At 64.4% G+C, this 16550-nt stretch carries 18 protein-coding genes; 10 read left to right on the top strand and 8 right to left on the bottom strand.

Features of this window, described 5'->3' with window-relative positions; translation table 11 throughout:
- Positions 1-59 precede the first annotated feature (59 nt).
- From AC1MEQ_RS01245 to AC1MEQ_RS01220, 6 genes are all read left to right on the top strand, one after another.
- Positions 60-1475, top strand: coding sequence for a M20/M25/M40 family metallo-hydrolase (locus AC1MEQ_RS01245; RefSeq protein ID WP_479793239.1), 1416 nt, complete (start codon positions 60-62; stop codon positions 1473-1475).
- An 82-nt stretch (positions 1476-1557) separates the two neighbouring features.
- Positions 1558-1935 (top strand): HesB/IscA family protein, encoded by a 378-nt coding sequence (locus tag AC1MEQ_RS01240; RefSeq protein WP_479793237.1) that lies wholly within the window; start codon positions 1558-1560, stop codon positions 1933-1935.
- Positions 1936-2145: 210 nt separating this feature from the next.
- On the top strand, positions 2146-3021 hold the full coding sequence (gene ctaC / locus AC1MEQ_RS01235; RefSeq protein ID WP_479793235.1) for an aa3-type cytochrome oxidase subunit II: 876 nt from the start codon (positions 2146-2148) through the stop codon (positions 3019-3021).
- Between the two features lie 6 nt (positions 3022-3027).
- Positions 3028-4746: an aa3-type cytochrome oxidase subunit I gene (ctaD, locus tag AC1MEQ_RS01230; RefSeq protein ID WP_479793233.1), complete on the top strand. Its 1719-nt coding sequence runs from the start codon at positions 3028-3030 to the stop codon at positions 4744-4746.
- Between the two features lie 2 nt (positions 4747-4748).
- A complete protein-coding gene (locus AC1MEQ_RS01225) occupies positions 4749-5150 on the top strand; it encodes a cytochrome c oxidase subunit 4 (RefSeq protein WP_479793231.1) in 402 nt (133 codons plus the stop codon).
- Positions 5151-5353: 203 nt separating this feature from the next.
- Positions 5354-6142 carry a GntR family transcriptional regulator gene (locus AC1MEQ_RS01220; RefSeq protein ID WP_479793229.1) on the top strand — a complete coding sequence of 263 codons (789 nt, stop codon included), beginning with the start codon at positions 5354-5356 and terminating at the stop codon, positions 6140-6142.
- Between the two features lie 220 nt (positions 6143-6362).
- Here AC1MEQ_RS01220 and qcrB read toward each other — a convergent pair whose 3' ends face one another.
- From qcrB to ctaE, 4 genes are all read right to left on the bottom strand, one after another.
- On the bottom strand, positions 6363-8030 hold the full coding sequence (gene qcrB, locus AC1MEQ_RS01215; RefSeq protein WP_479793227.1) for a cytochrome bc1 complex cytochrome b subunit: 1668 nt from the start codon (positions 8028-8030) through the stop codon (positions 6363-6365).
- A 2-nt stretch (positions 8031-8032) separates the two neighbouring features.
- A complete protein-coding gene (gene qcrA / locus AC1MEQ_RS01210) occupies positions 8033-9076 on the bottom strand; it encodes a cytochrome bc1 complex Rieske iron-sulfur subunit (RefSeq protein ID WP_479793225.1) in 1044 nt (347 codons plus the stop codon).
- Between the two features lie 72 nt (positions 9077-9148).
- Positions 9149-9937, bottom strand: coding sequence for a cytochrome bc1 complex diheme cytochrome c subunit (qcrC, locus tag AC1MEQ_RS01205; protein ID WP_479793223.1), 789 nt, complete (start codon positions 9935-9937; stop codon positions 9149-9151).
- Between the two features lie 58 nt (positions 9938-9995).
- Positions 9996-10634 (bottom strand): aa3-type cytochrome oxidase subunit III, encoded by a 639-nt coding sequence (ctaE, locus tag AC1MEQ_RS01200; RefSeq protein WP_372710442.1) that lies wholly within the window; start codon positions 10632-10634, stop codon positions 9996-9998.
- A 147-nt stretch (positions 10635-10781) separates the two neighbouring features.
- On the opposite strand from ctaE, the gene trpD reads away from it, so the two are divergent.
- Entirely contained in the window at positions 10782-11837 is a 1056-nt protein-coding gene (gene trpD, locus AC1MEQ_RS01195; protein WP_479793221.1) for an anthranilate phosphoribosyltransferase, read from the top strand.
- Between the two features lie 139 nt (positions 11838-11976).
- On the opposite strand, the gene AC1MEQ_RS01190 is transcribed toward trpD, so the two are convergent.
- Positions 11977-12255, bottom strand: a complete 279-nt coding sequence (locus tag AC1MEQ_RS01190) for an Lrp/AsnC family transcriptional regulator (protein WP_479793219.1) — start codon at positions 12253-12255, stop codon at positions 11977-11979.
- Between the two features lie 59 nt (positions 12256-12314).
- Entirely contained in the window at positions 12315-12704 is a 390-nt protein-coding gene (locus AC1MEQ_RS01185) for a DUF3054 domain-containing protein (protein WP_479793217.1), read from the bottom strand.
- 155 nt (positions 12705-12859) lie between these two features.
- On the opposite strand from AC1MEQ_RS01185, the gene AC1MEQ_RS01180 reads away from it, so the two are divergent.
- Positions 12860-13948 (top strand): ATP-binding protein, encoded by a 1089-nt coding sequence (locus AC1MEQ_RS01180; protein WP_479793215.1) that lies wholly within the window; start codon positions 12860-12862, stop codon positions 13946-13948.
- 106 nt (positions 13949-14054) lie between these two features.
- Positions 14055-15263, top strand: a complete 1209-nt coding sequence (locus tag AC1MEQ_RS01175; RefSeq protein ID WP_479793213.1) for a beta-ketoacyl-[acyl-carrier-protein] synthase family protein — start codon at positions 14055-14057, stop codon at positions 15261-15263.
- Between the two features lie 33 nt (positions 15264-15296).
- On the opposite strand, the gene AC1MEQ_RS01170 is transcribed toward AC1MEQ_RS01175, so the two are convergent.
- A complete protein-coding gene (locus AC1MEQ_RS01170) occupies positions 15297-15770 on the bottom strand; it encodes an SRPBCC family protein (protein ID WP_479793212.1) in 474 nt (157 codons plus the stop codon).
- Positions 15767-16108, bottom strand: coding sequence for an ArsR/SmtB family transcription factor (locus tag AC1MEQ_RS01165; protein ID WP_479793210.1), 342 nt, complete (start codon positions 16106-16108; stop codon positions 15767-15769). The genes AC1MEQ_RS01170 and AC1MEQ_RS01165 overlap by 4 nt, the downstream gene beginning before the upstream one ends.
- 136 nt (positions 16109-16244) lie before the next feature.
- Between AC1MEQ_RS01165 and AC1MEQ_RS01160 the strand changes: the two genes are divergently transcribed.
- Positions 16245-16529 (top strand): VOC family protein, encoded by a 285-nt coding sequence (locus AC1MEQ_RS01160; RefSeq protein WP_479793208.1) that lies wholly within the window; start codon positions 16245-16247, stop codon positions 16527-16529.
- Positions 16530-16550: the final 21 nt, after the last annotated feature.

Here is a 16550-nt window from a genome sequence, read left to right as displayed (position 1 = left end):
CCCAAGTCTAGCGGCGGGGGGCCCGCAACCGAAACGCGTGCCGGTTGTAGGCTGAAGCCATGACTACTTCCGATTCCACCACCGGCTCCGTCGATCACGGCGTCGACCTGGACGCCATCACCGAGCGCGTGAACCGCGCCTTCGACCAGACCGTTTCCGAGCTGAAGAACCTGGTGGCCATTCCCGGCATCGCCTGGGAGGCCTTCGACGTCGCCGAATTGGGCCGCAGCGCCGATGCCGTCGCGGAGCTCGTGCGTTCCACCGGCATGGAGGATGTCCGGATCCTGTCCGTGGACACCCCCGAGGGTGCCCCGGGTGCGCCGGCCGTCGTCGGACGCCGTCCCGCCCAGCCGGGCAAGCCCACCATCCTGCTCTACGCCCACCACGACGTCCAGCCGCCCGGTGACCTCGACCTCTGGGAAACGAAGCCCTTCGAGGCCACCGAGATCGAGGGCAGGCTGTTCGGGCGCGGCGCCGCCGACGACAAGGCCGGCATCATGGTCCACATCGCCTCGCTGCGCGCCGTGCTGGAAGCCGTGGAGGACTTCGGGGTCGGGGTGACGTACTTCTTCGAGGGTGAGGAAGAGGCCGGTTCGCCCTCGTTCCGCCCGTTCCTCGAGCAGCACCGGGATCTCCTGGCAGCTGATGTCATCGTGGTGGCAGATTCCAGCAACTGGAAGGTCGGCGTACCGGCCCTGACCACGAGCCTGCGGGGGATGGTCGGCGCCGTCATCGACGTCCGCGTCCTGGACCATGCAGTGCACTCGGGCATGTTCGGGGGACCGGTCCTCGACGCCCCGACCCTGGCCGCCCGCCTGATTGCCTCGTTCCACGACGCGGACGGAAATGTCGCCGTCGAGGGGCTGCTGGCCCGGGACACGGATCCCGTCGACTATCCGGAAGCGGATTTCCGCGCCGATTCCTCGGTGCTCGAGAGCGTCCGCCTGGCCGGAACCGGCGCTTTGGCGGACCGGCTCTGGAACAAGCCGGCGTTGTCGGTGATCGGCATCGACGTCCCCTCCGTCGCCGTGTCCTCCAATACCCTGCAACCCTCGACACGCGTGAAGATCAGCGTCCGGTTGGCGCCGGGCCAGGATCCGCAGGCGGCCGCGGATGCGCTGCAACGCCACGTGCAAGCCCAGGACGTCTTTGGTGCCCACGTCGACTTCACCGCAGTCGAACAGGGCAATGCGTTTTCCACCGACACCTCGGCGGCCGCCGCACGGGCCAGCCTCTGGTCCCTCGAGGCGGCATGGGGTGTCCAGCCCGTGGAAACGGGCATTGGCGGATCGATCCCGTTCATCGCCGACCTGCTCGAGCTCTACCCCCGGGCCCAGATCCTGGTCACCGGGGTGGAGGATCCGGACTCGCGGGCGCACAGTGCCAACGAATCGCTGCATCTCGACGACTTCCGCAAGGCCATCCTGGCGGAGGCCCTATTGCTGGCACGCCTTGACGCACAGGGCCTGCAATAAGGCCGGTTCGTCGTACCATGGAGGATGAGAGGACGGTACGCTACGGTGCCGCTCTCCGAGACAAGCACTATTGGAGGACCAGATGACCGCCACGACCAACGATTCCACCGTCGGTTCCACCCAGGAACTAGAGACCCACGAGGTGCTCCTGTCCGATGTGGCCGCGGACAAGGTCCGCAGCCTGCTGGAGCAGGAAGGACGCACCGACCTGCGCCTGCGTGTGGCCGTCCAGCCCGGCGGCTGCTCCGGCCTCATCTACCAGCTCTACTTCGACGAGCGCATGCTCGACGGCGACGCCGTGCGTGACTTTGACGGCGTCGAGGTCATCGTGGACAAGATGAGCGTGCCCTACCTCAGCGGCGCGTCCATCGACTTCGAGGACACCATCTCCAAGCAGGGCTTCACCATCGATAATCCGAACGCCGGCGGGTCATGCGCCTGCGGCGATTCCTTCCACTAGGAAGCAGGACCGGCCGGATTCCCGTGTCCACGTAACCATCGGTTGACACGGGGTTTCGGTCGGCATTCCGTCGAGCAAGAGGGTAAGCTCTACGATGAGTAGTAAAACTATTGGTTTCGCCAAACCGTTGCCGGATGCATTGCTGCGCCCGGAGCCGTGTGCGGCTTGGACGAAACCACGTATCGCACCAACAAAGAGGAAGGGCCGTCTGTGAGTTCGCAAGACCGAACCAGCAGCAGTCGCAGGGGCAGGGCCAAGGTACTGGCCGTTGCCGGCGCGGGGGCGTTGCTGTTGACGGGTTGTTCAGAACAAGTCCAACGTGGCTGGCTCCCGAACGAATCCCGGGACATCACCAACCACACGGGCATGATCCAGGACCTATGGGTCCACAGCTGGATCACTGTCATGCTCGTCGGCATCCTGACATGGGGCCTGATGATCTGGTGCATCGTGGCCTACCGGCGCCGCAAGGGCGAAACGGGCTACCCACGCCAGCTCAGCTACAACCTGCCGATGGAAATCCTGTACACGGCGGTTCCGCTGATGATGGTCCTGACCTTCTTCACGTTCTCCGACACCACCCAGCGCACCGTTGACGCGCCGGTGGATTCCCCGCTCGTCGTCGATATCCAGGCGAAGCAGTGGGCTTGGGACTACAACTACAGCTACAAGGGCGAAAAGAAGTACGAAGCCGGCGTCCAGGCACACCTTGACGGCTCCGCCGGCAAGTCGGATTCACTTCCAACGCTCTACCTGCCGGTGGACGTTCCCGTGACACTCGAACTCAACAGCCGCGACGTCATCCACTCATTCTGGGTTCCCGCGTTCCTGCAGAAGCTCGACATGATCCCGGGCAAGACGAACCGCATCTACCTCACTCCGCAGGAGGAGGGCACGTATGCCGGCAAGTGCGCCGAGCTGTGCGGCGAATACCACTCGGAGATGCTGTTCAACGTCAAGGTCGTCTCCGAGCAGGAGTTCGAGTCCCAGTTGTCGGGCATGAAGGATGGACACATCGGCGCGGAGTACAACCGCCAGCCCGATGATGTCAATTCCATCTTGATCCCTCACGAAGAAGGGAAGTAGGTCGCGATGACTACCTACGAATACGCGACGGACGAGGCAAAGCCCCTCGCCCCCCGGGTCGTGCCGGTCTCCAAGGGACGCATCGTCGTCAACTGGATCACCTCCACCGACCACAAGACGATCGGCTACATGTACCTGATCGCCTCCTTCATCTTCTTCTGCATCGGCGGCGTCATGGCGCTGCTGATCCGCGCCGAGCTCTTCGAGCCCGGCATGCAGATCCTGCAGACCAAGGAACAGTACAACCAGCTGTTCACCATGCACGGCACGATCATGCTCCTGATGTTCGCGACGCCGCTGTTCGCCGGCTTCACCAACGTCATCATGCCCCTGCAACTCGGTGCCCCCGATGTGGCCTTTCCGCGGCTGAACGCCCTGGCGTTCTGGTTCTTCCTGTTTGGCTCCACCATCGCCGTCAGTGGCTACATCACCCCGCAGGGTGCCGCATCCTTCGGCTGGTTCGCCTACGCGCCCTTGTCGAACACCACGTTCAGCCCCGGCATCGGTGGGGACCTCTGGGTCTTCGGTCTGGCCTTGTCGGGTTTCGGCACTATCCTCGGCGCGGTCAACTTCATCACGACGGTCATCTGCCTGCGTGCCCCCGGCATGACGATGTGGCGCATGCCGATCTTCACGTGGAACACGCTGATCACCTCGCTGCTGGTCCTGATGGCCTTCCCCCCGCTGGCGGCTGCACTGTTCGCACTCGGCGCTGATCGGCGCTTCGGTGCCCATATCTACGATCCCGATGCGGGTGGGCCCATCCTGTGGCAGCACCTCTTCTGGTTCTTCGGCCACCCCGAGGTATACATCATCGCCCTGCCGTTCTTCGGCATCGTCTCGGAGATCTTCCCGGTCTTCAGCCGCAAGCCGATCTTCGGCTACAAGGGCCTGATCTTCGCGACCATCTCGATCGCCGCCTTGTCCGTCGCCGTGTGGGCCCACCACATGTACGTCACCGGTTCGGTTGCCCTGCCGTTCTTCGGCTTCATGACGATGCTCATCGCCGTACCGACGGGCGTGAAGTTCTTCAACTGGATCGGCACGATGTGGCGGGGGTCCATTACCTTCGAGACGCCCATGCTCTGGAGCATCGGTTTCCTGGTGACCTTCCTCTTCGGCGGCCTCACCGGCATCATCCTCTCGGCGCCGTCGCTTGATTCCCACGTGTCGGACACCTACTTCGTCGTCGCCCACTTCCACTACGTGGTCTTCGGCACCGTCGTGTTCGCCATGTTCGCCGGCTTCTACTTCTGGTGGCCGAAGTGGACTGGCCGGATGCTCAACGAGCGGCTGGGCAAGATTCACTTCTGGATGTTGTTCGTCGGCTTCCACGGCACCTTCCTGATCCAGCACTGGCTGGGCGTCATGGGCATGCCGCGTCGCTACGCCGACTACATGCCCGAGGACGGGTTCACCACGATGAACCAATTCTCGACCGTGTTCGCGTTCATCCTGGGCCTGTCGATGATCCCGTTCTTCTGGAACGTCTGGGTCACCGCCCGCTCGGCCAAGCGAGTCGAGGTCGATGATCCGTGGGGGTTCGGCGGCTCGCTGGAATGGGCCACCTCCTGCCCGCCACCGCGGCACAACTTCCACTCGATTCCCCGGATCCGTTCGGAGCGGCCGGCCCTTGATCTCCACCACCCGGAGCTCTCGGCCCGTGCCACACCGTCCGCCAGCATGGCCAAGGTCTTCGGCCCGGCCGACCAGAAGGACGTGTAGGCATGAAAGTTGAAACCGGACTCTTCCTGATCCTGGCAATCTTCTTCCTGCCGGTAGTCGTCGTCTATGGGATCATGGTCGATTGGAACGAATGGGTCGGCATCATCGGCTTGGCCCTGGCCATGGGCCTCGGCCTGATGATCGGCTTCTACCTCTACACGACGTCTAAGCGTGTCGGTCAGCGGCCCGAGGACCGGGTGGACGGTGAAATCCACGAGAACGCGGGTGTCATCGGACGCTTCGCGCCGTGGAGCTGGTGGCCTTTCGTCCTCGGCCTCGCCGCGGCGATCGGGTTCCTCGGCATCGCAGTAGGATTCTGGATCACCTACATCGGCGTCGGACTCGTGATCATCGCCCTGATCGGCTGGGTCTACGAGTACAGCCGCGGGGACCACGCACACTAGGTCACCGTGCACCGCGAAAGGGCGGTTCCTTCCCCCGGGGAGGAGCCGCCCTTTCGTCGTCTCACGGCAGGGCGCACTGTCCCACGGCGTACTGGCTGGGGCTCATTGGCTTCGCACCCAGGGACAACACGACCGGCTAAGCCGACGTGTGCGGGCGGCGATAGAATCGGCATGACGGCCCCCGAGAGAAGTGCGAGTGCGAGATGCCCCATAGGCCACCGGTCCCAGTGACGGGACGACTGGATGACGCCTCGCCGTTCAAGAAGCACGTGCAACTCAAGGCGATCCTGCGACACCACGCAACTGAGATCTGCGATCCCGGCCGACCCATACCGTCCGAACGGGAACTTACCCAGCAATTTGGCGTAGCCAGGATGACGGTCAGGAACGCCATCGATGCACTCGTCGATGACGGAGTTCTTGAGCGAATTGTCGGGGTCGGGACCTTCGCGGCCTTTCCCAAGGTCGATCTACAGGTAAAGCTCACCTCGTACAGCGAGGAAATGGAACGCCGCGGCATGGTCCCCACAGGCCGGGTACTACGTTTTGACGAGATCCCCGCCTCAGGCCAGTTGGCCCGGGAGATGGAACTCGACGACGGGACGCCGGTTGTGCGCCTGCGGCGCCTGCTCCTGGCCGACGGGCTGCCCATGAACCTCGACGAGAACTACCTGCCCTCTCACCGGGTTCCCGGCTTCCTGGACGATTCTGCCCCCCGCCAGCTCTACGCATCGCTCAATGAACGCTACGGGCTCGTCATGCAGTGGGGGGAGGACCAAGTGGAAGCGACAGCTGCGACGCCGCAAGATGCGAAACACCTGGGCGTGGATGTCGGGACCCCGCTTTTGAAGATCCAACGCCACGCCTACGTCAAACGGGAGTTGGTCGACTATTCCGTGTCCCTCTACCGAGCGGACCGCTACAAGCTGTTTGTGCCCCTCCAGCGCCCCGGAACTCGTCAGCGGCACTCTTACGAAGCAGACGGTCCCTAGGACGTCCAGGGCGCGCTGGAAGGGCTCACAGCCGGTCGCGGGCCCGCGACCAGGCACCCACTACACAAATGCTCCGCGTAGCGGTGCCTGTCGCGGGAGCCAACGGCCGGTCGCCGGCCGGTTGGCGGCCGGTTGGCGGGGGTGATGCCCCGCGAAACGACCAGACAACGCAAAGGGACCCCGATCGACGATCGGGGTCCCTTCTGCGTTCAGTCGATGGCTAGTGCTCGATGGAAGCGTTCTCCGACGAGCCTTCGACGGCCGGGGCGTGGTGGCCGTGGGCGGCCTCCAGCTCGGCCGGTGTGACCGGTGCGACCCGGTCCTCGAAGAAGAACTTCGAGATCGCGCCGCGCGCCTTCTCGGAGCGGGTCACGTGGCCGACGCGATCGGCTTCGGGTGGGAGCACCTCATGGGACTCGAAGGAGACCAGCTTGTAGAGCTTGTACTCGTCGAGCCCGACATGCTGCTCACTGAATCCGCCCTCCGGCGACATCTCGATGATGCCGGCTTCCCGGCCGTGAAGCACGATCTCGCGGTCCTTGCGCTGCAGCGACAAGGCAATGCGGCGAGCCACGATGAAGCCGAGGATCGGCCCCAGGAAGAACAACGCGCGCAGCCAGTACGTGACGTCGTTCAGCGAGACGTGGAAGTGCGTCGCGATCAGGTCGGAAGATGCGGCGCACCACATAACGCAGTACCAGATCACACCGGCCACGCCGACTCCAGTGCGGAAGGGGGCGTTGCGGGGACGGTCGAGCAGATGGTGCTCGCGGTCGTCCTTGGTGATCCACCGTTCGATCCACGGCCAGGCGAACATGGCACCGATGAGGATGGCGGCCGGGACCATGGGCAGCAGGACGTTCAGGATGAGGTTGTTGTCGCCCCAGGGGAAGGGGATGATCCACTCGAAGCTGAAGTTGCCCAGCACGCCCGGCATCAGGCGCAGGGCGCCGTCGACCCAGCCAATGTACCAGTCAGGCTGTGTACCAGCGGATACGGGGGAGGGGTCGTAGGGACCGTAGTTCCAGATCGGGTTGATCGTGAAGAAGCCCGAGATGGCGGCAACGATGCCGAAGACGATGAAGAAGAATCCACCGGCCTTCGCCGCGTACACCGGTCCCACGGGGAAGCCGACGACGTTGTCGTTGGTACGTCCCGGTCCGCGGTACTGGGTGTGCTTGTGCACGACCACCATGAACAGGTGGATGCCGATCATCAACAGGATCATCGCGGGCACCAGCATGATGTGCAGCATGTACAGGCGGCCGATGATCGCAGTCCCCGGGAACTCCCCGCCGAACAGGAATGCGGAGATAAACGTGCCAACCACGGGAATCGCCTTGATGACGCCGTCGATGATGCGCAGGCCGTTGCCGGAAAGCAGGTCATCGGGCAGCGAGTAGCCGGTGAAGCCTGCAGCCATGGCCAGAACGAGCAGCGTGCCGCCGACGACCCAGTTCAGCTCACGGGGACGACGGAATGCCCCGGTGAAGAAGACACGCAGCATGTGCACGGAGACAGCGGCCACGAACAGCAGCGCGGACCAGTGGTGCACCTGGCGCATGAACAGTCCACCACGGACATCGAAGGAGATGTCCATCGTCGAGGACATGGCCACGGACATCTGCACACCCTTGAGCGGGTTGTAGCTGCCGTCGTAGGTGGTATGCGCCATCGAAGGATCAAAGAAGAACGTCAGGAATGTTCCGGAGATCAACAGGATGACGAAGGTGTACAGGGCCACCTCGCCGAACATGAACGACCAGTGGTCCGGGAAGATCTTGCGCCCGAACTCCTTAACGATCTGGGAGGCGCCGACCCGCGTGTCGACGAAGTCCGCGATGCGTCCAGTAGAGGTCTTGGGGCGGTACTCGGTTGATGAGGACATGATTAGCCACGCTCCCAGTAGCTCGGGCCGACGGGCTCGTGGAAGTCGCTCTGGGCGACCAGGTAGCCCTCCGAATCGACCGTGATCGGCAGTTGTGGAAGTGCGTGTCCGGCCGGCCCGAAGATGACCTTGCATTCCTGCGTCAGGTCAAAGGTGGACTGGTGGCACGGGCACAGCAGGTGATGCGTCTGCTGTTCGTACAAGGCGACGGGGCAGCCCACATGGGTGCAGATCTTCGAGTACGCCACGATGCCATCGTGGTGCCAGGTCTTGCGCTCGGGGGAGATGTGCATCTTCCCCGGGTCCAGGCGCATGAGCAATACGACTGCCTTGGCCTTCTCGTTCAGCGGGTCTTCCATTTCGCTGAGCCCGTCGGGGATGACGTGGAACGCCGACCCGATCTGCACGTCCGATGCCTTGATGGGCGTGCCGGAGGGATCACGGACGAGCTTGATGCCCTTGTCCCACATGGTGTGGCGCAGACGGTCGACGATCTCGCCCGCGCTGGCACCGGTGCGATCGAGATCACGGAACATGAAGATCGCGGGGATCGGTGCCAATGCCATGGCGGCGATCAGCGAGTTGCGGATCAGGGGACGGCGCTTGATGCCCGTCTCCTCGATGATGTCACCCAGCATCGTTTCCGCGACCTGGCGGTCCTCCTCGGTACGGACCTCGTGGCGCATCTCGGTGATCTCGTGGTCCGGCATCAGGGTCTTGGCCCAGTGCACGATTCCCACGCCGATGCCGAGCATCGCAAAGGCGGTTCCGATGCCCAGCAGCATGTTCTGCAAGCGGATCTCACCGATGGATTCCGGGTGCCCGACGACGAAGTAGGCCACGAAGAACAGCAGTGTTCCCAGAACGGACAGCACGAACAGCAGGGTTACCTGTCGTTCGGCTCGTTTCGCGGCGCGGGGGTCCACGTCAGCGAGGCGTGGCCGGTGCGGCGGCAGGCCCGGGTCCTGGAACGTGTCCATGGAACCCTGACCGGCCTTAGCAACGGTGCCCGGATCGTTCGGACTGCCGTGACTATGGTCGCCCATGTTCTCTCTCATCCTTTTTCTCAAATTCCTTGGTACGAGGTGTGGTGTACGGGCCGGGCCCGCGGCGCCGGATCAGGAAGGCCGCGAGGTCAGCCAGATCGTGAAGGCAATGACAATGCCGAGACCGGCGGTCCAGATAAGCAGGCCTTCCGAAACGGGGCCGATCGAACCGAGCTCGGCGCCACCGGGGGAGCCCTGCGCGTCAATTTCCTGGAGGAACGTGATGACGTCGCGCTTCTCATCGGGAGTGATGTTCGAGTCACTGAAGACGGGCATGTTCTGCGGGCCGGTGACCATGGCCTCGTACATGTGCTTCTCGCTGACGCCCGCCAGCGACGGAGCGAACTTGCCGCGCGTCAGGGCGCCACCGGCTGCAGCGGCGTTGTGGCACATGGCACAGTTGACGCGGAAGATTTCCCCGCCGGTGGCCGAGTTCCCCTTGGAGGTATCCAGCGACTCCGCGTCCGGCACTGCGGGACCGGCGCCGAGGGACGCGACGTATGCCGCGAGCTGCATGGTTTCCTCGTCGTCGAACTGCTGCGGCTTCTCCCGGGCCTGCGGCCCCTGCATCTGCAGTGGCATGCGTCCGGTGCCAACCTGGAAGTCGACGGCTGCAGCGCCGACTCCGACAAGCGAAGGGCCACTGGGGCTGCCTTCGGCATTCATGCCGTGGCAGGTGGCACAGTTGGCGACAAAGAGCTTGTTGCCTTCATTGATGTCGCTGGCGCTGTACGTCGTCGCCGCCTGGGCCTCGTTGACGCTGGTTGCCGCGGCATAGAGGCCGCCCGTGACGAGCAGACCCATCAACAACAGCGCTATGGCGGCGAGCGGATGGCGGCGCCTTTGCGAAAGAGCCTTCACTTGCTGGTTCCTCACTTGGTTTGGTTGGTGATGCTTGGTGCGGCCCGGAAGCCCTTGGCTACTTCAGGAAGTAGATGATCGCGAACAGTGCGATCCACACGACATCGACGAAGTGCCAGTAGTAGGACACGACGATGGCGGATGTTGCTTCGAAGTGACCGAACTTCTTGGCCACGAAGGCGCGACCGATGATCAGCACGAAGGCGACGAGACCGCCGGCGACGTGCAGGCCATGGAAGCCAGTCGTGATGTAGAAGGCCGAGCCATAGGGATTCGAGCTCAACGCGACGCCGTGGTGCACGAGTTCGGTGTATTCGTACGCCTGGACGGAGACGAAGATCGCCCCGAGGATGAACGTGACGATGAACCACTCGACCATCCCCCACTTGCGGAAGTTCAGCAGGCCACCGAGGCGGCGCGGCTGGAGATCCTCAGCGCGGAAGACACCGAGCTGGCAAGAGAAGGAACTGGAAACCAGGATGATCGTGTTGACGAGTGCGAACGGGACGTTCAACTTAGCTGTCTCGTTCGCCCACAACTCCGGCGAGGCCGCGCGAAGTGTGAAGTACATGGCGAAAAGCGCGGCGAAGAACATCAGCTCGCTGGAAAGCCAGACGACGGTTCCGACCGACACCATGTTGGGACGGTTAGGCGCAGGGTGCGCCTGGGCATTGAGGGCATGAGTCGCAGTTGTCACAGAGCCATTATGTCTATAAAAGTGCCGCTTACACCAATGCATCCACGACCGAGTCGCCCGTTTTTGCGCCGGTCAGGTCCAAGTTCCGCGGAATATCAGGGGAGAAACAATTCCGCACTTTCTACAAAACGTAGATAACCTTGTTGCGTGTCAACGATTTCTTCGCAATCCAAGTTCCCCAACTGGCCAACTATCCTGACCTCGCTCATCCGCGGGGAGGATCTCTCGACGGCGGATGCCGCTTGGGCGATGGGTGAAATCATGGGCGGAAACGCCTCCGACGTCCACATCGCCGGCTTCCTCGTCGCGCTGCGCGCCAAGGGGGAGTCCGTGGCGGAGCTGACCGGGCTGGTCGAGGCGATGATCGCCAGCGCCCGGCCACTGGATCTTCCGGGTGAGAAACTCGACATCGTCGGGACGGGCGGGGACCGGCACAATACCGTCAACATCTCCACCATGTCATCGCTGGTCTGCGCCGGAGCCGGGGCCCGCCTGGTCAAGCACGGCAATCGGGCCGCATCATCCTCATCGGGATCCGCCGACGTGCTCGAGGCGCTGGGTGTGCGTTTGAATGCCCCGGTCGAGCGCTTGGGGCCGATTCTGGAGGCGGCCGGAATCACCTTCTGCTACGCACAGATGTTCCACCCGTCCATGCGCTATGCCGCGGCGGTACGTTCGGGTTTGGCGGTGGCAACGGCCTTCAACTTCATGGGGCCACTGACCAATCCGTCCCTGCCCACGGCCTCGGCCATTGGCTGTGCCGATGAGCGCATGGCACCGCTCATGGCCGGGGTTTTGGCGGCGCGCGGCTCCCGCGCCTTGGTCTTCCGCGGCGACGACGGGCTCGATGAATTGACCACCACCACGACAAACCACGTCTGGGAAGTACGCGAGGGGACCGTCGACGCCTCGGTGTTCGACGCCGGCGACCTGGGCCTGGGCCGGGCCACCTTGCAGGACCTGCGCGGCGGCGACGCCCGGCACAATGCGGCCGTCGTGCACGAGGTCCTGGCAGGTACGCGCGGGCCGGTCCGCGACGCCGTCGTCCTCAATGCCGCAGCGGGGTTGGTGGCCTTCGACCTCGTCGCCGAGAGGAGCTTGGGGGAGCGGCTGGAGGTAGCCGCACGCCGGGCCGAGGAATCCATCGACTCCGGCGCCGCGCGGGATGCGCTCCAGCGCTGGATCGACGCGACCAACGTCTGACAGCAGCCGACGCACGCCATCCGGGTGGCACCGTCCGAAGGGCAAGGGCCGTTGGCCGCCCGGACCGGAAACTCGGCGCCGGCGGTCAACGGCCCCTGCTCTTACCGGCGGAATTCCGCCGGGACGTTACCTTGGCCGGCTATTCGAGCCCGAGGGAGAATGCGGCGTCCAGGTCGTGCTGGGAGTATGCGCGGAAGGCGATGTGCGTGGTCGTCTCGACGACGCCCTCGACCTTCGACAGGCGGTTGGCGATGGCCTCGGCCAGGTCTTCATGGTTGCGGACCCGGGCCACGGCGATGAGGTCCCAGTCGCCTGCGACCGAATACACTTCGCTGATCCCATCCAGCTCGGAGATCTTCTGGGCGCATTCGGGAATGCTGTCGGCAACTGTCTGGATCATTACAAACGCGGTGATCATCACGTGTTCCTCCACCTTCTGGCACCGGGATCATCCGGTCTTCGACTCGTGATACGAGCCTAGTTCACCGTGTCGCCGACGCGCACTTTACGACGCACGAGCAAGGTGCCGACGAGCCTTCGTCCCAGCAGCATGATGCCCAGGACAATGGTCGCGACGATGATGAACGGGACGGCAGCCGTTGCGCCAAACAAGACCCGGAGAATGAGGCCCAACGCGACCGTGCCGATCCAGAGGACCACCCCCTGTGGCCAGATCCGGTTCGGTTCACGCCACACCACGGTGATGCAGGAAAAGACGACCAGTGCCAGGAGGAAGGGCGCCGCCGTCCCGAGGATCCCGGCCGCATCGAGCCCTTCGGCGTGCGAACGGCGACCGAGAGCTGCGAAAATGACCACCAGAAGCACATCGATCACTAGCGGTGGCACCCAGGTTTTCAGCTTCAACATAGGATCGAGCGTACCGGGCAGGGAGTCGCTTCCTTTTCAGGGGATGTCGGCCATGCGGCTCCTGTCACCTGGTTCACCGCCGTACAGCAAATACACCCGTATACACTGATTACATAAGAATTCACCGGTCACCAGACGCAACCAGGGAGACCCGCATGGAAAACCCCTTCCGCCCCACCGCCGGCGCCGATCCGCCCCAGCTGATCGGACGATCCGGAATCCTCGACGAATTTGCCTACGGGCTGCGCATCCGCCACGGCGCCCCGGGGCTTTTGACGATCTTCACCGGAGCCCGGGGAATCGGCAAGACGGTCATGCTCGGCGAAGCTGAAGACGAGGCGCGTAACCGTGGTTGGGCGGTGGTCTCCGAAACGGCTACCCGCGGCTTCCTCGGCCGGATCGGCGAATCCATGCGACACCACGCGGAGGAGCTGGGGGAGGGGCCCCCGGGTCGACGCGTCACCGGGGTGCGTATCGCCGGTTTTTCGGTCACCACCGAACTTCCGCCCGAGCAGCAGGCGACGTGGCGGGACCTGGGGGTTGAACTGCTGCGTCGTCTGGACGAGCAGGAAACCGGCCTGCTGATCACCCTGGACGAGATCCACGGTGCGGACCGCGACGAGCTGGCACAACTTGCCGCCTCCGTGCAGCACTTCATCCGCGACGGCCTGCCCATCGCCTTGGTCTTCGCCGGCCTGCCGGCCGCCGTATCCGACCTGCTCAACGAGGGCGTGGCCACCTTCCTGCGCCGCGCGGACCGCATCGACCTGCATGCCGCGGCCATCGACGACGTCGCCGATTCGTTCGAGGACACATTCGCCGCGTTGGATTACCCGCTGCCGGTGGAGTTCGTCCGCCGCGCCGCCGCGGCCACCGGTGGATATCCGTTCCTGATCCAGCTCATTGGCTACCACCTCTGGCAGTTGGCCGAAGCCACGACGCAGCAGCTGGGTTCAGCGGACGTGGACCTCGCCATCGATGCGGCCCGGCGCCGCAACACGCGGGTGGTCATCAGCGCCGCGCTGGCCACCATTTCGCATAAGGACATGGAATTCCTGCATGCCATGGCGCTCGACGACGGCCCGTCCTCCACCGGGGACATCGGAGAGCGGCTGGGCAACCGCCCCAACACCATCGGCAACTACCGGGCACGGCTGATCGATGCGGGTCTGATCCAGCCGGCTGGACACGGGCTCGTCGAATTCGCCATACCGGGACTGCGCGAACACCTGCTCACGCGCTGAGACTGAGGCAGGCGCCGGAGGGTTTGTGGGGCGGGAACAAACGGCGCGCCGAAATCCTGAAGGGCGGACTCCCGGGAATGGGAGGGGTAACGGTGAGACTGGGTACATGACTCGTATCGCAATCACCGGCGTCGGCGCAGTGTCCCCGCTGGGAACCGACGCCCCCAGCACCTGGACGGCCCTGAAGGCCGGCGCATCCGGCGTCGTCGCCCTGGAGACAGCGTGGTCCGAACCGCTCTCCACACGCTTCGCGGGGCTCGTGGACGACTCGTTCCAGGAAGCCCTGAGCGTCCGGGAAATCAAGCGCATGGACCGCTCGGAGCAGTTCACCATGGCTGCCGGACGCGAGGCATGGCACGACGCCGGTGCCCCCGGAGTGGATTCCGAACGGCTCGCCGTGGTGATCGGCACCGGGATCGGCGGCATTGGCACGACGACGGTGCAGGAACACGTGCTGGCGGACAGCGGGCCCCGACGGGTGTCTCCCCATACGGTGAACATGCTCATGGCCAACGGTTCCGCCGGGTGGCTCTCCATTGATCTGGGAGCGAAGGCCGGGGCAAGGACGCCAGTCAGCGCCTGCGCCTCCGGCTCGGAGGCGATCGCCATGGCCCGCGAGATGATCCTGGCGGGGAGCGCCGACATCGTGGTGGCCGGGGGAACGGAAGCGGCGGTGACGGGATTGACCATGGCCTCCTTCGGCCAGACACGGGCGTTGTCCAAGCGCAACGACGATCCGGCTGCCGCCTCACGTCCCTTCGATGCCGACCGCGATGGCTTCGTCCTGGGCGAGGGAGCCGCTGTCATGGTGCTGGAACGCGAGGACCATGCGGCGGCCCGTGGGGCAAGCATCTACGGATACGTGGACGGTGCGGCCATCACCTCCGATGCCCACGACATCGTGGGGGCCGACCCCGACAACCAGGCCCGGACCATCCGGATGGCCATGCGGAGCAGCGGCCTGGAGCCGGCTGACATCGGATTCGTCCATGCCCACGCCACGTCGACGCCGGCCGGCGACATCAACGAGACACGGGCCATCACCGGTGCCGGCCTCGACGGCGTGCCCGTGACCTCGACCAAATCGATGACCGGGCACCTGTTGGGCGCCTCCGGGGCGCTGAGCACCCTGGCAACGGTCATGGGGATGCGCGACGGGGTCATTCCGCCGACCACCAACCTCGAGAACCAGGACCCGGAGATCGGCCTGGACATCGTGGCGAACCAGGCGCGCGCCACGGATGCCCGTGCCGCCGTCGTCAATTCCTTCGGGTTTGGCGGACACAACGTGGCCCTGGTGGTCTCCGGCACCTAGTACGGGTACCGGGGGAGTGGTGCCGTCAAGCACCTAGCGCGCTTCGACCATCTCCGCGAGTTGGTTGATGACTGTTCCCCAGCCCTCGTGGAACCCCAATTGCTCGTGCCGGTCCCGGTCTTCTCGGTTCCGGTGCATGGCCGTGGAGGTGTAGAGCGTTCCGTCCGCATGCTCGGCGAAACTGAACGACGCCGTGACAAAGGGCGATTCGGCGGGTCGCCACCCGGCCACCAGGGCGTCCGTGAACACGATCCGCTCGAGTTCATCGACAGCGAGGAAGCAGCCGGTGATGTGCGGCGTGAACGCGACCCCGTCGTCGCTCATTTCGGTTCGGAACGAACCGCCGGGGCGCAGTTCCATGTCCTTGACCTTGCAGACCAGTGGTGCCGGGATCCACCATTTCTCGAACTTCGAGGGATCGGCCCAGGCGTTCCAGACCGCAAGGCGGGGCGCACGGATGATCCGCGTGATCGTCAGATCGAAGGGGGTATCAGTGGTGTCGTTCATGTCCTGTCTTCTATCTCCTCTGTGGTGACGAATTCCTCGAGCCGGTCGGCACGTCCTTCCCACAGCCGCTGTTGTTCGTCCATCCACGTCTCGATGACCTGGAAGGATTGCCGCTCCAATGAGCAGATGCGGACGCGCCCCGACTTATGGGTCGCCACCAGCCCCGCGGCCTCGAGCTGCCGGACGTGCTTGACGAAGGACGGCAGGGCCATATCGAAGCGTCCCGACAATTCGCCCACGGTGGCCGGGCCCGCCGCCAACCGGGAAACGACGGATCGACGCGTTGGATCCGAGAGGGCCCGGAAGACGAGGTCAAGGGAATCGGCATACTTAGCCATATGGCTAAGTTAGCGTAGGGTGTGGCCAAAGGCAATGGGCGGCATGGGGGAGTGCCGACACAAGACCTCCTCGACAGGAGCCACGCGACGCAGGAGGATCAGGAGTAGCACATCAGACACGGAAAGGGTCAGTTCCATGCGCTCAGTACGGGTCACCCCGAACCTACGCGTTGCCGACCTGGATCAGGCCAAGGCCTTTTATCAGGATTTCCTCTCTTTGGACCTGGAGGAATTCAACCTGGGCTGGGTCGCTCGCTACACCTCGTCGGAGAACGGCGCGCACATCCAACTCGTCACGCAGGACGCCACGGCATCGGACGATGCGGTGGTGTCGGTCCACACGCCGGACGTCGATGCGGCGTACGCCGAAGCACTGGAACGCGGCTACGAGATCGTGCACCCGTTGACCACCGAATCCTGAGGTGTCCGGCGTTTTCTTGTT

The organism is Arthrobacter sp. ASL1 (genome assembly GCF_056680475.1).
The sequence above is the reverse complement of the archived record's forward strand: the minus strand, read 5'-3'. Positions and strand labels throughout refer to the sequence as shown.

Excerpts from the sequence above, each read along its gene's own strand:
- qcrB (WP_479793227.1), bottom strand. The coding sequence starts at position 8,030 with ATGTCCTCATCAACCGAGTACCGCCCCAAGACCTCTACTGGACGCATC.
- AC1MEQ_RS01240 (WP_479793237.1), top strand. The coding sequence starts at position 1,558 with ATGACCGCCACGACCAACGATTCCACCGTCGGTTCCACCCAGGAACTA.
- AC1MEQ_RS01220 (WP_479793229.1), top strand. The coding sequence starts at position 5,354 with ATGCCCCATAGGCCACCGGTCCCAGTGACGGGACGACTGGATGACGCC.
- ctaD (WP_479793233.1), top strand. The coding sequence starts at position 3,028 with ATGACTACCTACGAATACGCGACGGACGAGGCAAAGCCCCTCGCCCCC.
- AC1MEQ_RS01185 (WP_479793217.1), bottom strand. The coding sequence starts at position 12,704 with ATGTTGAAGCTGAAAACCTGGGTGCCACCGCTAGTGATCGATGTGCTT.
- AC1MEQ_RS01245 (WP_479793239.1), top strand. The coding sequence starts at position 60 with ATGACTACTTCCGATTCCACCACCGGCTCCGTCGATCACGGCGTCGAC.
- qcrA (WP_479793225.1), bottom strand. The coding sequence starts at position 9,076 with ATGGGCGACCATAGTCACGGCAGTCCGAACGATCCGGGCACCGTTGCT.
- AC1MEQ_RS01190 (WP_479793219.1), bottom strand. The coding sequence starts at position 12,255 with ATGATCACCGCGTTTGTAATGATCCAGACAGTTGCCGACAGCATTCCC.
- AC1MEQ_RS01170 (WP_479793212.1), bottom strand. The coding sequence starts at position 15,770 with ATGAACGACACCACTGATACCCCCTTCGATCTGACGATCACGCGGATC.
- AC1MEQ_RS01180 (WP_479793215.1), top strand. The coding sequence starts at position 12,860 with ATGGAAAACCCCTTCCGCCCCACCGCCGGCGCCGATCCGCCCCAGCTG.
- AC1MEQ_RS01160 (WP_479793208.1), top strand. The coding sequence starts at position 16,245 with ATGCGCTCAGTACGGGTCACCCCGAACCTACGCGTTGCCGACCTGGAT.
- AC1MEQ_RS01175 (WP_479793213.1), top strand. The coding sequence starts at position 14,055 with ATGACTCGTATCGCAATCACCGGCGTCGGCGCAGTGTCCCCGCTGGGA.
- AC1MEQ_RS01225 (WP_479793231.1), top strand. The coding sequence starts at position 4,749 with ATGAAAGTTGAAACCGGACTCTTCCTGATCCTGGCAATCTTCTTCCTG.
- AC1MEQ_RS01165 (WP_479793210.1), bottom strand. The coding sequence starts at position 16,108 with ATGGCTAAGTATGCCGATTCCCTTGACCTCGTCTTCCGGGCCCTCTCG.